Origin of the sequence: Paenibacillus sp. WLX2291, assembly GCF_046603665.1 — a bacterium.
Classification (GTDB): Bacteria; Bacillota; Bacilli; order Paenibacillales; family Paenibacillaceae; genus Saccharibacillus.
On the sequence record NZ_CP176755.1, the window covers coordinates 2,321,409 to 2,337,129 of the forward strand.

15 protein-coding genes are annotated in these 15,721 nt (G+C 43.3%); 9 read left to right on the forward strand and 6 right to left on the reverse strand.

Features of this window, described 5'->3' with window-relative positions; all coding sequences use genetic code 11:
• Positions 1-326: 326 nt before the first annotated feature.
• Entirely contained in the window at positions 327-815 is a 489-nt protein-coding gene (locus ACDE64_RS10055; RefSeq protein WP_411349890.1) for a hypothetical protein, read from the reverse strand.
• A 165-nt stretch (positions 816-980) separates the two neighbouring features.
• On the opposite strand from ACDE64_RS10055, the gene ACDE64_RS10060 reads away from it, so the two are divergent.
• The 3 genes from ACDE64_RS10060 to ACDE64_RS10070 all read left to right on the forward strand — a co-directional run bounded on the left by ACDE64_RS10060 (position 981) and on the right by ACDE64_RS10070 (position 4,286).
• Positions 981-2,681 (forward strand): M3 family oligoendopeptidase, encoded by a 1,701-nt coding sequence (locus tag ACDE64_RS10060; RefSeq protein ID WP_411349891.1) that lies wholly within the window; start codon positions 981-983, stop codon positions 2,679-2,681.
• 524 nt (positions 2,682-3,205) lie between these two features.
• Positions 3,206-3,451 (forward strand): hypothetical protein, encoded by a 246-nt coding sequence (locus tag ACDE64_RS10065; RefSeq protein ID WP_411349892.1) that lies wholly within the window; start codon positions 3,206-3,208, stop codon positions 3,449-3,451.
• Positions 3,452-3,509: 58 nt separating this feature from the next.
• Positions 3,510-4,286, forward strand: coding sequence for a hypothetical protein (locus ACDE64_RS10070; RefSeq protein WP_411349893.1), 777 nt, complete (start codon positions 3,510-3,512; stop codon positions 4,284-4,286).
• Positions 4,287-4,476: 190 nt separating this feature from the next.
• Here the strand turns inward: ACDE64_RS10070 and ACDE64_RS10075 are convergent, their stop codons facing one another.
• The gene (locus ACDE64_RS10075; protein ID WP_411349894.1) at positions 4,477-4,632 is read right to left on the reverse strand and encodes a helix-turn-helix domain-containing protein; all 156 of its coding nucleotides are present in this window, start codon (positions 4,630-4,632) and stop codon (positions 4,477-4,479) included.
• A gap of 345 nt (positions 4,633-4,977) precedes the next feature.
• On the opposite strand from ACDE64_RS10075, the gene ACDE64_RS10080 reads away from it, so the two are divergent.
• The 4 genes from ACDE64_RS10080 (at position 4,978) to ACDE64_RS10095 (ending at position 8,119) form a co-directional block, all read left to right on the forward strand.
• On the forward strand, positions 4,978-5,349 hold the full coding sequence (locus ACDE64_RS10080; RefSeq protein WP_411349895.1) for an SH3 domain-containing protein: 372 nt from the start codon (positions 4,978-4,980) through the stop codon (positions 5,347-5,349).
• Positions 5,350-5,566: 217 nt separating this feature from the next.
• On the forward strand, positions 5,567-6,430 hold the full coding sequence (locus ACDE64_RS10085) for a CHAD domain-containing protein (RefSeq protein WP_411349896.1): 864 nt from the start codon (positions 5,567-5,569) through the stop codon (positions 6,428-6,430).
• 108 nt (positions 6,431-6,538) lie between these two features.
• Positions 6,539-7,384 carry a PPK2 family polyphosphate kinase gene (locus tag ACDE64_RS10090; RefSeq protein ID WP_411349897.1) on the forward strand — a complete coding sequence of 282 codons (846 nt, stop codon included), beginning with the start codon at positions 6,539-6,541 and terminating at the stop codon, positions 7,382-7,384.
• Positions 7,385-7,639: 255 nt separating this feature from the next.
• On the forward strand, positions 7,640-8,119 hold the full coding sequence (locus tag ACDE64_RS10095) for an NUDIX hydrolase (RefSeq protein WP_411346333.1): 480 nt from the start codon (positions 7,640-7,642) through the stop codon (positions 8,117-8,119).
• 184 nt (positions 8,120-8,303) lie between these two features.
• Here ACDE64_RS10095 and deoC read toward each other — a convergent pair whose 3' ends face one another.
• A complete protein-coding gene (deoC, locus tag ACDE64_RS10100; protein ID WP_411349898.1) occupies positions 8,304-9,062 on the reverse strand; it encodes a deoxyribose-phosphate aldolase in 759 nt (252 codons plus the stop codon).
• Positions 9,063-9,275: 213 nt separating this feature from the next.
• Between deoC and ACDE64_RS10105 the strand changes: the two genes are divergently transcribed.
• Positions 9,276-10,838 (forward strand): xylulokinase, encoded by a 1,563-nt coding sequence (locus ACDE64_RS10105; RefSeq protein WP_411349899.1) that lies wholly within the window; start codon positions 9,276-9,278, stop codon positions 10,836-10,838.
• Positions 10,835-11,599 carry a GolD/DthD family dehydrogenase gene (locus ACDE64_RS10110; protein ID WP_411349900.1) on the forward strand — a complete coding sequence of 255 codons (765 nt, stop codon included), beginning with the start codon at positions 10,835-10,837 and terminating at the stop codon, positions 11,597-11,599. The genes ACDE64_RS10105 and ACDE64_RS10110 overlap by 4 nt, the downstream gene beginning before the upstream one ends.
• Positions 11,600-11,724: 125 nt before the next feature.
• On the opposite strand, the gene ACDE64_RS10115 is transcribed toward ACDE64_RS10110, so the two are convergent.
• The 3 genes from ACDE64_RS10115 to ACDE64_RS10125 form a co-directional block, all read right to left on the reverse strand.
• The gene (locus ACDE64_RS10115) at positions 11,725-12,441 is read right to left on the reverse strand and encodes a GntR family transcriptional regulator (protein WP_411349901.1); all 717 of its coding nucleotides are present in this window, start codon (positions 12,439-12,441) and stop codon (positions 11,725-11,727) included.
• A gap of 502 nt (positions 12,442-12,943) precedes the next feature.
• Positions 12,944-14,476: a glycoside hydrolase family 30 protein gene (locus ACDE64_RS10120; RefSeq protein WP_411349902.1), complete on the reverse strand. Its 1,533-nt coding sequence runs from the start codon at positions 14,474-14,476 to the stop codon at positions 12,944-12,946.
• A 307-nt stretch (positions 14,477-14,783) separates the two neighbouring features.
• Positions 14,784-15,128, reverse strand: a complete 345-nt coding sequence (locus ACDE64_RS10125) for a hypothetical protein (protein WP_411349903.1) — start codon at positions 15,126-15,128, stop codon at positions 14,784-14,786.
• Between the last annotated feature and the right edge of the window lie 593 nt (positions 15,129-15,721).

Genomic DNA, 15,721 nt, shown 5'->3' on the forward strand with positions numbered 1-15,721 from the left:
GCGATGATATACTTGTTCAAGTGATGGCGTTTGAGCGGTAGGATTACATTTTATTTTATTAAAGAAGTCCTATGATATCGACCGATCAAAGTGGACGTTCGGCAAAGCTGAATAGATAGAAAATAATGAAAAAGCCGCCGCAATAAAATACATTGCGGCGGCTTTTGGTATCCGTGATAATAGTTGTGATTGTGATTGTGATTGTGATTGTGATTGTGATTGTGATTGTGATTGTGATTGTGATTGTGGAAATATCGATGTGCGAAACCAATCAGCATCCGAGCGATGAACTTGTGTACGATATATGTCCCATAACAACAAGCATGTTAAGCGGACGGACTGGATACGATCGATGATGCCGACGATTTCGAAGCATCGCCTGCATCTGAATAATCAGTGCGGAGCACAGCTTTGTAATACTTGTTTTTGTGACTGACAATGATACAATCCTTGGTACTGCGATTGCGGAATTTGTAGATCGGCGAATCGACATTCAACACATTGCTGTCGCCATTTTTGTACGTAGTATCGATCATGGAATTATTCTCGTCGACTTCTTCAAAACTACTAATATTACGCTCTACCTTGCCGAGGCGTGGACCAACCTTGACAGTACTAAGCGCAGGCTCCATCATGATGCGATATGTACTGTTACGAAAATGTACAATGGGATACTCCCACGAAGACGTGGATACGATCTGGTCGGCAGGTCCGGCAGTTGCAGGCAACGTAGCGGATGCCGCCTGTTCGGCATTTATAGTTGCAGGCGCAAAAATAAGCGACGCGATAACAGGTAAGAACAAATACGCTCTCATAGCTGCTTTTTCAAGCTCCTTTCGTGGTGACGAATCCTCTCGTTCCAATGGAACAAAACGGACGTTACACTCTATCATAATACAAATGCAGTAACGTTTTCAAAGTTTGCAACTTACATTATGATATTGCCTAAGCTAATTATATATCATAAAGGAGGAGAACAGGTGAACAAAATTGGAGAAAATGACACATATTATGCAGATTTTGACCTGATTCACGATTTAGATCAACTGGAACAACAATTACGGAGATTAGCTGACTATCCTATCCATTCGCTGGGTGATTTAAAAAATTGGTTGCAAGCGGAGCGTGCATTAGAAGATCAAGTGGATGAAGCACTGACTGGTCACAAAATCGATTTTTACCGTGATATGAATGATCCGCAAGTGAGATACATATACGAAACGGATATGCAGCAAGTGGAGCCGCTGCTAGCTCATTATCGGGCAATCTACGATAACATTCTGCAAAAATGTCCATTTACTCTACAATTGGATACGCAATACTACGGTATTATGCGTAAACGTCGTATGAAGCAGGCTAATCAGATTAGCGATGATCAGCAAAAGTTACTGTGCAAGGAGCAAGAGTTAGTCAATCAGTATCGAGAAATAATGGGACAATTGCAGGTGGAATGGCAAGGCAATCAACGGAGTTATGCCGAAATGATAGCGTTATATGATCATCCTTCGCGTATAGTGCGGGAACAGGCATGGCGTGCTACAGCAGATACTCGAGCTCAGATTCAGTTACCTTTAGAATTACTGCTGAATCAGCTTGTTGCGGTACGACATGAGCAGGCATTGCAGGCGGGCTTTGCCAATTATGTAGAATACAACTTTTACCGCAAAGACAGGGAGTACACCATCGAAAATTGTATTCAGTTACATCAATCGGTGGCGCAACATGTCGTACCAGTATGGGATAAGCTGACGGCTTCATTGCAGCAACAGCAGGACATTGCCCAATATCGTCCATGGGATCTGGAACCGTCCGGATTGCAGGCAGCTCCGTTTGTAACAGAACAGCAATTACTGGATGGTGTGGAACGTATGCTGCAACGAACGGATGTGGAGGTGGCGAAACGTTTTGCTAATATGCGGAAATATAGATTGATCGATGTAGAGAGTCGAATAGGCAAAAGTCCGGGCGCCTTTTGCGATCCCTTGCCGCATACGAAGCAGGCATATATTTTCTCTAATTTTGCGCCTTCCTTTTATGCGATTCTAGCGCTGGTACATGAAATGGGACATGCAGAGTGTGGATACCGTCAATTTGCAGCGGGAACATTTGTGCAGGAGCGGTATTTCCGCGAGGAGATAGAAGAATTGTTCTCGCATAGCCTGGAGTTGTTGACGATGGACAAGCTAGATGAATTCTACCCTGAGCCGGATGTGTATCGTAATGCTTGTCGCGAGACACTACGCCGAATGCTACGCTTGCTGATCAATCCAGTGGCTTCGGACGCGTTTCAACATTGGATGTATACTCATCCGCATCATACAGCGGCACAACGACAGGATAAATATATAGAGTTGAATCGAATGTATTTGTATCATCCGGTGAATACGGATGGAGTGGAAGAAGGAATGGCGAGGTTGTGGATGGAGTCGAAGCATCTGTTTGCATATCCATTGTATAGTTTGGAATATGCAATGGCAGTGCTGGGGGCGGTGCAATTGTACAATGTATATCGAGATGATCCGCAGAAAGGGTTAAAGCTGTTCAAAGACGGAGCAAGTGCAAATTTTAATGGGAGTATTGCAGAAGTGTATATGGAAGCAGGAGTAAAGTTTGATTTTACGCCCGAGACGCTGAGACATGCAGCGGAAACGATTATGAGGATCATTCAAAATCTGACCTAGTTAGATGCTTGAATTTATTAATTAAAACTTAATAAAATCTATATTTTCCAAAATAAAGAATGTTAAGTTATAAATTATGTACATTAAGTGCATGAAAAATTCAGGTATTTAGAGCATTAATGAGTTGAATAGCAAAATATGTCGACTAAAGTCAAATCATGGAGAAATAAGCAGTCAAATAACCTCATACGCAAGTTGAAGTTGTTTGACTGCTTATTTAATCATGCATACAATTAAATAGACATTAGGAATAAAACCTATGTCCACTCGAACACTAGTTCTCTGCGCCAACATTGAACTAGTAAACAATACTTAACCTTTTTATTAACACTGTCGTACATACTATCAGAGCTTGATAAAATATACAAGCTTTAATCAACTGTGTGGCAAAATGTTCATAAAGTGTTCGTATGCTTTAAGAACGATTAAAGGCGATGAGTAGAGTGGCAGAATGAAGGAGGATTGAAGTAGATTAGGGTGTATTCCTTTTTCAAAATATAATGAAAAAGGTGAGGTTTTATAATATGGAGCAAGATATTCAAAATATTTTACAATTAGTTAGATCACATGCAAAGTCACATAAACTGAAAGCTCTAAAGAATTTCATTTTAAGAAAGTATAATCAAGAAGAAGTACTCGATTCTTTAGAAGCATTAGAAGAGTATTTAAGAAATCGTTGTGATTTTGAGGAAGAAACAATAAATGAAATATACAAAATCCTTAGTCAAAACTTTACAAATGGGTCTCCATATTTTGTGATGGAAATTTAATTGGAGGAATAATATCGATTTTACAAAACTTAAAGACGAGTTATCGGAAGTTTTTATATTGGAAGAAGTTATCCAACCAGATAAGAGAAAGTTTCAGTATTTAAAAAGAACTACGGAGTTTAATTTTAAAAAAAATAACTTTCTGAATTTTTTGATTGAGTTTGATTCATATAAGAAACGATTCTCATCAGGTGGACTACAAGAACAAGGAGAGCTACAAAAAAGTTTGGAAATTGAAATTACTTTTGATTTTAAATATAATCTACTGATTATTAAATGTGGCGAGCAGAGTTACGTAAACATAATCAAAAAAATATTTTCGCAAAATCTCAAGTCTATTTCATTTGAATCACTGTCTATTAAACCATTGGTAAAACAAATTAATTTTGCAGGAGAAGCAAATTTTCATAACCAATCTTACTTTATTCTTGATTTTCTTTTCTCAAAATTAAGAACGAATAATTTTGAGGCCAATGATTATCTTGCAATTAGTTTTTCAAATAATAAAAAGGAAATTAAAAAAACTAGTGTTGCTGGAAATAATCTTTTTGCTGAGCCGACAGTAGAAGAACGATTAATTTCGTTAGACGCAATAAATGCTGTGAAATTTCAATTAGCTAAAGTTTTTGTTAATCAAGAGACTGGTACTAGTGCAAATTTAGATGAAATAAGAATGGATTTTAGACAACAATTAAAAATCACTTTTTATAAAGAACAAAATGATTCCTATCATCGATCATATATTCATCATATAGTGACTTCTCTAAAAGAAGGTCTAAACGGTACTCATGATTGTCAAAATACAGAAAAACTTCTTAAAGTAATAAGAAGCTGAAAAAGAGCCTAAAAAGGCTCTTTTTTTAAAGATTGGTTTTTCAATTGCCGCAATGTTTTAATAAAAGTTTTTGCAATTTTCTGTTCTTCTTCGCTCCAATTATTTGTGTTTGATAAAGAGTGATTGAAATTAGTAAATGTAGGCGTATTCTTTCTACATAAATAGATAATCTGCATCTACATCAAAATAGTCAGCGATTGTCTTTAATTTCTTGATCCTTAAAAGCACACTTGCCTGCTTCAATTCTGGAAAGAACACTATTATTAATATGTGTGTATTTTGCGAATTCGGTTTGACTTATTTCAGATTCTTCACGCAAAGAGCGAATGTGTTCACCAATTTCCATATTTATAATTTCTTTCTTTAGAGAGGGAATATATAATTTTAAAGATTTATATATAAATTACATATATAAAGGAGTCATAGATTTATATGGGTTAAAAGTCAGGATGGGAAAACAATTATAAGTACCGCCGTACTTATGCGAGAGATGGATTGGTAGAATCGATAGTTGCAGTATGAGCGTTTGAACAAGAACAAACTGCCCTAAACATAATGTAACGTTTTGCCAGCATATTCGATCGCAAAATAATACTGTCTTTCCAATTGCATTTAAGTCTGAATTGTTATTGTGACCGTCCTATATTGTAAAATGAGAATACATGAATCGGCATAGGAGGAAATCAATCAGATGAATACATATATCGTCGTGAAATCACATTGTAGCAACTATCCAAATCCCATTACATTTCAAAAAGGCGAAGGGTTAGTTGTCGGTGAGCGTTATGATGGGCCTGAGGAATGGCCAGACTGGTATTTTTGTACGAACAGTGATGGAATCAGTGGATGGGTGCCAGGACAAGTATTCGTACGTAGCGAACAGCAACCTGCCCAGGGGATTTCGCTTGAGGACTATACCGCACTGGAAATGAATGTATTGCCCGGCGAGATTGTCATCTCACAGCGCGAGCGTAACGGATGGGTATGGTGCATGCGCCAATCGGACGGAGCAGAGGGCTGGTTGCCGCTAGATCATCTTCAGCTTGTAGAGGATGCCTTATAACGGAGCGTTTGTGCGTATACATCCTGCACAACAAGGTGAAGTGTTTGCATGTTATGAAACTTGTATACCTTTATTACAATATTAAAAATCGTCGAAACAAGTCCTGCCGCATTGCAGTAATAGATGTCATCTAGCTGCCCGATATGGTGCAAGGTATGGAATGAGCGGGTAACAGGGAATATAAGGCACACCAGTCTACCAACAGGAGTGATTAACCGTGACCTCATCAGCGACTCATCAGCGTAAAGATAAATCAGCACAATGGCATGACGTATTAAGCGAACTGTACGGCAAATTTCAGCAGCATGGAGAGCAGGCAGTGGATACGTTTGACGATGAAGATGTACATCAGGCGCGGGTCAATTGCCGCAAGTTAATGACTCTATTGCGCATTCTCGATCCGAACGACCAGACCGAACTACTGCCGCTATTCAAAAAGGCTCAAAAGCGTTTGGGCAAAGTTCGCGACGAGGACGTACTCATCGACGCCTTCAAACAACGCCGCAAGCAGGCAAAACAGCAAGAACAAGATCATCTTGTGAAACTGTTAAAAGCCGTCATCAAAGAGCAGAAGCAGCACCGCCGCTTTTACCGCAAAAAATTGACCAGCAAGCTGCCCCAATTGCAGGGGAAAAAGCTCCACAAAAAATGGAAACCTTTTTTGGAGGAACAACTGCCGAAGCTTGTTGCCGATTCCGACGTCAATCGGTTGATGCGAGAACTGGAAATCTCGTATGAGCAAAAGAAAAAAACGTACCGTCAGATTGCCAAAGAGCAAGGAATGGAAGCCGATGATACCCTAGCGGCGCTACACAAAGTGCGGATCGCTGCCAAAGAAATTCGTTATACTGCCGAAGCAGCAAGCTTTGCGCTGAATGCCAAATTCCGCGATCACGAACAATTGTACAAAAACATTCAAAAGGAATTGGGTCACATCAATGACCGTCATGTATGGATCGAAGCGCTAGAAGAATTAAAGCCAAAGCGTGTCACATTCGACGTTGAAGTACGGGATGCATTGATCGACGAATTGCGTAATGAGATGAATGCTGCCATTCGTGAGAACGAACGAGTCATCTAACACATATAACGCCATCCATATTGCTAGATTTAGCAAAAATGCGGGTAATATGTAGATACTGACACTCCAGTCATATCAATCATCATTCTACCCAAAGGAGCGATTTGTATGTCCAAGTCAAAAGAGAACTGGGTTCTCGCATCTGGTGATTCCATCTCATTGAAAGATATCGATCCTCAAGATACCGGTAAGTATAAAAATCGCGAAGATACGCAGGCAGAACGCGAGCAGTTGTCCGCTATTTTCGAAGATCTTCAACCGAAGCTGTTTGCAAGTAAGAAAAAATCCGTTCTGTTCGTTTTTCAAGGTATGGATTGCAGTGGGAAGGATGGCGTCATCAACAAGGTCTTTTCCATTTGTAACCCAGCGGGCATTGACGTATACAGCTTCAAGGCGCCCACACCGGATGAGCTGAATCATGATTATCTATGGCGTGCGCATCAGCATGTGCCGGGTTATGGCTATTTGGCTGCGTTTAATCGCTCCTACTATGAGGATGTATTGATTACCCGCGTACACGGTCAAGTGAGCGACAAGAAGGCAAAACAGCGCTTCAAGCAGATCAATCAATTCGAGAAAATGCTGGAGCAAAACAATGTGCGTGTCGTTAAGATTTTTCTGCATATCTCCAAGCAATTCCAATTGGAAAAGCTAATCGACCGCATCGAAAAGCCACATAAAAACTGGAAGTTCGACGAAAGTGATCTGCATGAACGTCAATATTGGGAAAAGTATCAGGAGTGCTATGAAGATGTATTTAAGCATTGCGCCACTGAGAAAAATCCATGGCATATCGTACCTGCCGATCACCGCTGGTATCGCGATCTTGCCGTGCTGCAAATTGTGGTGAATACGCTAGAGGAACTGGATTTGTCCAACCCTTCACCAATTCCTGCGCTCAAGGAACATCTGTCTGATATGTACGCAGAACTAGAGACAATCAAGAAAAAATAATGAATGATTGCTAACATATTCATGATGATTCCCCTGGCTGCGTTTCCGAACAGACAGGAAGCAATGAGAAGAATATAGAATGAATATAGAAGCAAAAGGTCGTATTTGAATACTCAATACCACCTTTTGCTTCTATATCGATATCCATATATTGAATCGATGTACATATACTTATAAAAAACCAATTCACAATGCTTTAAGTCTACCTATACCATGTGTAACAAATCCAATACGATACGGAAATGGAGAAATCATATGCTTGCCAAATGGGTAAATCGGATTCCGCGTGACTGGCTTGTCACCATGTACAAAATCATGCCATCCAAGCGATTCAAAGATTGGGTCGTTCGCCGTTCACAGGTTTCTTTTCTCGTGGCGGTACTTGGTGTATTTACTAATGAACAAGGCGAAGTATTGCTACTGCGTCATTCTTATCGCGATACAGAGCCATGGGGCATCCCTGGCGGTTGGATGGAGCAAGAGCAACCGGAGGAAGGTCTCATACGTGAGGTAAAAGAAGAAACCGGACTGGATGTACATATTCATCGGCTAGAACGCGCGATTCGTCGCAGTAATCCTAATTGTATTGATCTGATCTTCAGCGGCACAGTAGAGGAAGGTACGTTTCTGCCGAGTACCGAAATTACCAAGATTATGTTCTGCAAAGTGGGCGAGTGGCCTAGCGGTATGCCGCGTTCCCAGCAGTTCATTATAACGGCGCTATTGCAAAAATAGCACAGCATAGGGCGAAATAGATCCATTTCGATATCACACTTGAACATAGCAATTCCAAAGGAATGATGAATATGCCTGCCAGCATCATTACTTGGATTTGTTATGGAATACATAATCGATTCCAATCTCAAATCTGCAAATCACAAAATCATGAAATCACGAAATCCTGAACTACAGTATCCATTCAATAACGATCATCCACCGACAAATCGGACGACGTTACTAGTTCCGGCACGGTCAATCCAGCACGCGTATACGCATCTTCCAAAATCGTCAATGCTGAACGGACGCCGATGCCGAAGCGGTCGCAACCGGCAGCGCGCATGTCCAATAGCGTATCCAGATCGCGAATCCCACCTGCAGCTTTGATCTGCGCGGCATTGCCAATCGTAGAGCGAATCAGTCGGATCGTATCGACCGTTGTCGGCTTTGGACCCCATCCCGTCCCCGTTTTAACAAAAGCAGCTCCGGCTGATACAACCAGCTCACTGCCTCTGCGAATCTCATCATCGGTCAAATAGGCGATTTCTAGAATGGCTTTGACTGGAACACCGTTAGCGGTATTAACGACGGCTTGTACATCCTGCTGTACTCGCTGAATATCGCCCGACTTGAGTGCACCGACGTTAATCACCATATCGAGTTCAAGACAGCCCATTTGCAACATTTCACGCGCTGTGTGTACTTTCATCGATACGGTATCGGCTCCAGAGGGAAAACCGACGACTCCCGTTACTACCGTATCTGGTGTGTGCGTTAACTGCTGAATAACATATTCGGTCATATACGGCATCGGACTAGCGCAAATACAGTGATACGTCTTCACAATCGCCAGCAGTAGATCAACTTCCGCATGGGTGACATTGGTTCGTACGGCACTCACATCGACCCAGCGTCCAATGTCAGCTCCAAGCTTAATCGTATTTGAGTCAGTATGTCCCATTTTGTATCTCCTTTTTATTAAAGATAATTATCTTTATTGTGATCAATATACCGAATGAGATAGACAAATACAAGTAAAAGCAAAATAAAAATGAAAGCGCTTGACAAAAGATAGTTATCTTTACTATATTCAAAACAAAGAATATCCTTCTCAACAAAGCTAATGACAGCAACGTGCACTACAGTATGCCATATCTGGAAAGAAGGGAACTGAATGTCGTATCTTATCGCGTACGATCTGGGCACTGGCGGAGTCAAAGCTTCGCTGTATAATCGTCAGTTGCAGACGGTTGCGCGTTCTTTTACTGAATATGCTACTTATTATCCACAGCCAGATCATCATGAACAGTGTCCGTCCGACTGGTGGCAGAGCATATCGCAATCGACGACGCAATTGCTATCGACCGCAGGAGTTGAAGCTTCGCATATAGATGGCATTAGTCTATCCGGGCATAGTCTGGTCAGTGTACCAGTCAGCCGTACGGATGGTGTGTTGTTGGAGCAGGTGCCGATCTGGTCGGATACGCGCGCGCGGGAAGAAGCGGCAGCATTTTTCCGTCATGTGGATGAGGAGCAATGGTATATGCGTACGGGAAATGGATTCCCTGCGGCTTGTTATCCATTGTTTAAGCTCATGTGGATGCACAAGCATCAGCCGGATCTATTGGCTCGTACCGATGTGATGCTTGGCTCCAAAGACTATATCAACTATATGCTGACTGGTGCGACCTATACCGATCCTTCGTATGCTTCCGGACTGGGTGCTTATGATCTCAAGCAGGGCGTATTGGTGGATGAATGGTTGGTGACAGCAGGCATTCCGGCACATCTATTCCCGGCAATCGTACCTTCGCATGAGATAGTGGGGCGGGTAACAGTAGAAGCGGCAGCCTATACCGGATTGGCAGAAGGTACGCCGGTAGCATGTGGGGGCGTAGATAATGCGTGCATGGCGCTTGGTGCGGTAGGTAGTGAGGAAGGACGCAGTTACGTATCGCTTGGTTCATCCAGCTGGATACCTGTGAATTCCGCAGAGCCGGTGCTGGATATGGAGACGCGTCCGTATGTATTCGCTCATATTGCGGAAGGTATGTATACGAGTGCTTATTCTATTTTTGCCGGGGGAAGTTCATTACGCTGGGTGCGGGATCAGCTGTGCCCGGAGTTGGCGGGACGAGAAGATGCATATGAACGCATCAATGATATGGCGGCTTATGCACCGGCAGGCGCGAATGGTGTTGTATTTGATCCTAGTCTGGCAGGCGGTACTTCACAAGATCACAGCATTCATATTCGCGGCGGGTATATTGGTCTGCATCTGGCAACGACGCGCAACGATCTGATTCGTGCGGCGATGGAAGGCATCGCGCTCAACCTGAGGCTGTCGCTGGATCTGCTGCGCAAGCACACGACGGTAAGCGAACAATTGCTATTTTGTGGTGGTGGCAGTCGTAGTGCATTATGGCGACAGATGTTTGCAGATATATTCGATATGGATATTGTGAAAACGAATATTGATCAGGATGCCGCTTCACTTGGAGCAGCGGCGATTGCAGCACGAGCCGTAGGCTGGTGGCACGATTACAGTGGTATTGGAGATGTGCATCGTATAGAGCATATCAGCAAGCCAGAATCATCCAATCGCGATCTGTATCAGCGTCTGCTGCTGATATTTCAACATGTTCATGAACAGGCGGCGGCATTGGGCGAGTATATGCATCGCCATACGCAGGAAGTTGCCTCACCCATTGATGACAGAGTGGAGGAATCAATATGAAACGCGATGTATTTGATACTAGCTTCCGACTGGATGGCAAGACGGCGATTATTACGGGCGCAGCATCCGGCATCGGATTGGCGGTTGCCCATCTGTTTGTGGAAAAGGGTGCGTCGGTCGCATTGTTGGATCTCAATCTGGAGCAAGCCGAGCAGGCGGCAAGCGGATTGGAACGCGCGGCGGCATTTGCCGTTGATGTGGGGGATAGCGCTTCGGTGGAACAAGCGGTCTTGGCAGTCAAAGAGCATTTTGGCGGGGTCGATATTCTAGTAAATAGTGCAGGAATCGGACCGGTGGAGTGGGCGGAGCATTATCCGGAAGACGATTGGCATCGGACGATGCGAGTGAATCTGAACGGCACCTTTTTCATGGCGCAGCAGGTTGGTCGGGAACTGATTGCCGCCAATCGAGGTGGCAAAATCATTAGCCTTGCTTCGCAGGCAGGCATCGTAGCTATCGACCGCCATGTTGCCTACAGCGCGAGCAAAGCGGCAGTCATTTCCATTACCAAATCACTTGCCTACGAATGGGGCAAATACGGCATTCAGGTCAATGCGATCTCGCCAACCGCCACGTATACGCCACTGATCGCCGGATATTGGGAAGGCGAGATCAAGGACGAGGCGATTGCCAATACGCCAGCAGGACGCTTTGCCGAACCGGGTGAGATTGCGGCAGCAGCCTTGTTCCTTGCCAGTGAAGCGTCCAATATGGTCACAGGTGCCAATCTGGTAGTAGATGGCGGATATACGATTCATTGATTGGACAATATGGAGCGCACTATACAAACCAAGCGCACACCTGATGATCGGCAAATCATTTACAACGTCATCATGCTAACAATGTCCTACTGACAACTCATATAGTATAAATGTACATCATCCAATCAGCGTCTACCTTCCAGGTAGACGCTGTATTCGTATTTGTCAGCAACGAGTTTGGTAATGCTGTATTCAAACGGACCTTGTTCCGTCGAGGTTAGCCGTTTGCTGCACAATAAGGGAGCGCCGAGCGGCACTTGCAAGATTTGCGATTCGGTAAAGTCGGCAGCGACTGCGGACAGTCGTTCCCACGCATTCAGCAGAATCAGATGATATTGCTTCTCCAAAAACGCATACAAACTGTTAAAGGTGTTGCTGTATTGCTCTAAGCCAGGTACTTTACTGGCACGTAAATAATTGTTCATCAGCGCGATGGGCGCATGGTCAGCATATTGCACACGCTGAACTCGGTACACTTGCTGTCCCGCAGGTAATTGCAATTCATGAGCAATATGCTCTGGCGGCGTGATGAGTTCAATCGACATGCCGCGCGTTTGTACATCGTATCCTTTGGAGATCAGCGTTTCGGTAATGGAGGTGAGGTGATTGAGGCGCTGGGTGGTGGAAGTATCGAGTACTTCAGTGCCTTTGCCCTGCGTTTTGCGAACGAAGCCTTCGCTATGTAATTGTTCAATCGCTTTGCGAATGGTGGTGCGGCTAACGGCAAAGCGCTGCTCCAACTCAGATTCGGTTGGCAGCAGGTTGCCGGCTGGATATATGCCTTCTTTGATATCTTGTTTGAGCAGACTGTATACTTTGCGATAAGCAGGGATATTGTTCATGAATCGTACTCCTTTGGCAATCCATCAGCAGATATGGACAAATGTATAAGCTGATCTTGCCACAAAAAGCATATTTGTTCAAGTAAAGGTCATGATCTTTGTCTTCTCCTAGATTACAAAGTAGTTATACACTCCCACCCTGAAAGTGATGCAATGCATTATGATTTAATCCATTTGCGAAAGCAGCTTACCGATCCACTGTAATCAATGATAATGAAGTATAGTGATCATGATAAAATTAAAGCGTTTTAACTTTTGAACAGAGTGAATAGAATGAAAACAACAAATACAACGATCCTGTTGTTACCTAGCATTATACTCCATACGAATCCATGGCAGGATGTCCATTGCTTGCCTGTTCGGTGCAACGCTCCGGCTACCATGATCCGATCCAACAATCCCCAACAGGATTCTTTACTGCATCATTCTTGGGAGGAGTGTACAATTACAATTCACCTAATGCTCTGCAAAAAGGAATACGCTACAAAGAACAATAGTTTAATTACCACTTCAACGTAACGACCGATTTGGCAGGCACAGAGTAATTCACAGATTGACTATTCCAGTTCACCTTAACCGTACGCGCATTATTTTGCGAATTGTACAGCACGATTACCTTGGAACCATCACTATTTTTAAACGCTACACTTTGTAGATCGCCAAAGGTGTTGGAATCAATCCGATAAGCGCCCGGATTGACAAATTTGCTGAAATGACCAAGCAGATAGTACTGCTTCATGTAGGTCACTTTATCCTCTGGATTACTAGAGCTATTGTCCGAATTCTGGATAGTGACCATGCCTTTGTTTGTATTGTTGTCGCCGATCACACTCGGACCGTCCTTCTGATCCAGGGCAGCATTCCACAGAACAATTGATTTGGACCAGTTACGGGTCATGCCGATAAATTCATTGATCATATTGTCAAAGCCCTGTGTCGTACCGTTCACCGGATCATTCCAATCGCCAAAGCCACCTTCGGTAAACCAGATATCTTTATCTGGATGTGCATTGTGCATACTGGTCATTGCGGTAAAATCACCGCCATAATGATGGAAAGCACTGCCTGCGATATATTGAGACTTGCCATTATCCTTCAAGCCTTGCACAACGGTACGCGGGAATGTCCAGTTATCATAGTTATGATCATATGCGATAATCTTCGTATTCAATCCAGCGGCAAGTAGCGCTGGTCCGAGATAATCGCCGATCATACCGATCTGATCCTGTTCATTCATCAGCATACCCGGATAACGTCCCGGCTCGAACAGCGGTTCATTTTGCGGTGTAACAGCATAGATCGGAATCCCCTGTGCCTGATATGCTTGTACAAATTTGACAAAATAATTAGCGTATACCGGATAATTTTCCGCTTTTAACTTACCCGTACCGTTTTTGTCATTGGTTGTGTATTTCATCCATGCTGGTGCGCTCCATGGAGAAGCAATCACTTTGATTGCCGAATTTTTCGCCAGTGCGGCTTTGACCATCGGGATGATGTATGGTTGATCACGAGAGATACTGAACTGGTTCAATGCCGTATCGCCGCTTACATCATCGTAAGTATACGTACTCCAGGCAAAGTCGCTTGCGCCCATCGGCTGACGCAGCATACTCATGGAGATTCCGGAGTTGCTAAACAGATTGCCCATCACTTCGTTACGCTTCGTACTGCTGAGCTTGTAATTGAGTAGCCAGGCAGACGCATCGGTCAACGATACACCGAAGCCGTCCATCTGCTGGTATGTCGTGCCTTCATTGACGTTCACTGTGTAATCCGCATTGCCAGTCGAACTGCTAAATGTCAGATCGCTCTGCCGGGTCAAACGACGATCTGTACGCAGACCGACCTTAGGCTCGGTATTCGGATCGGCAGTCGTTACCCATACTTGCGCTTTTTCATTAGCGGCGTGGGCAGAGGAGGGGGCGACAGAAACAAGCGGCGTAATAACGAGACTGCTTAACAGGATGGCGTGAAGGCTTTTTTTGAATATCGACATCATATACACCTCGGTTTGCAGTTGTAAGCGTTTCACCGAACATCGACCATATTATCAGGAACGAATAGGATTTACAAACTAAATTTTACATAATTATCTAGTTTTGAGTACTCTATTTTCATATGTGTAGGAGACATAAAAATAGCCTTCGATCATATAACCGAAGGCTGTAAAACATATTTCATTTCAAATAGCGCTAACACTCTGTTCATCTACATGCGCTATTCTTATACTGGCATTAGCATATTCGATAATAATTCTGTAATTCTATAGCTAGGATGAGATTACCGCAGTGTGATAACAATACAACGAGATGCGGCAATCTGGAGTCAGGAAGAAGATCTTATGATCCGACAGACAGTGTATACGTCGCCCGCTCGGTATTCAGACGAACGCGCTGATCGGTCGCTTCGTCGATGCGCAGATCATGCGTAATGATCTCATACGTGTCGCTTGGCACGGGCACACTTTCACCGTCCGAATTTTGTGTACGACCTTCGCCGCGCAGCAGAAGGGCACTTTCCAAATAATCATCTATTTCATTATCCTGATCGCGCTGATCAACTGCTGATAATGTAAAGTGAATCACATCGGTATCGTCCAGTTCCTGCTTCTCGATAATCAGAATCTTGCCAATCTGTTGTTCCAACCAATCTTGCACTTGTTGAATATCGTTGTGTTCGCTCATAATCATCCGTCCTTTGTCTGGTATTAGAAGTGGTTCGGTATAAACGAGAGTTGGTGCTACAAGGATGCATTGGCCAATGCCTTCTACCCACCTATTTACCCGAAGGCGTCATTTCGTAATCGCCAAATGACAGGATTGCTTCTTTATTCCTGTCTAGTGGAAATGATCATTTCTAGTTACTGAACTAGCAGACGACAGGAAACGGCACGTATATACGAGTTCATGTGGGTCTTTTACCGCATTTACAGGTGGCGCTTACTCAGGCATACTTTGAATACAAATGTAATTACCAAAAGAATAGTTATCATCCTAAAAATAGTGATTTATACGGTTTTCAGTCATTCATCCAAACTTTGCTTGTTTTGCAACCGGGATGAATGTGCAACAGGAGGCTGGGACTTTGTCCTGATTCTGGTTACTTTAAAGTAATAAACGTAATACTTTTAGCATATGATTCTCACAATCATCTATGGCTTATATCGCATTTTTGACAACAATTGATTCAAATATGATTTTACGCGTTATATCCAAATGACTTCATGTTTAAGCCATCGAAGCCCACAATCAGTGCTCACATACATAGACAAAAGAGC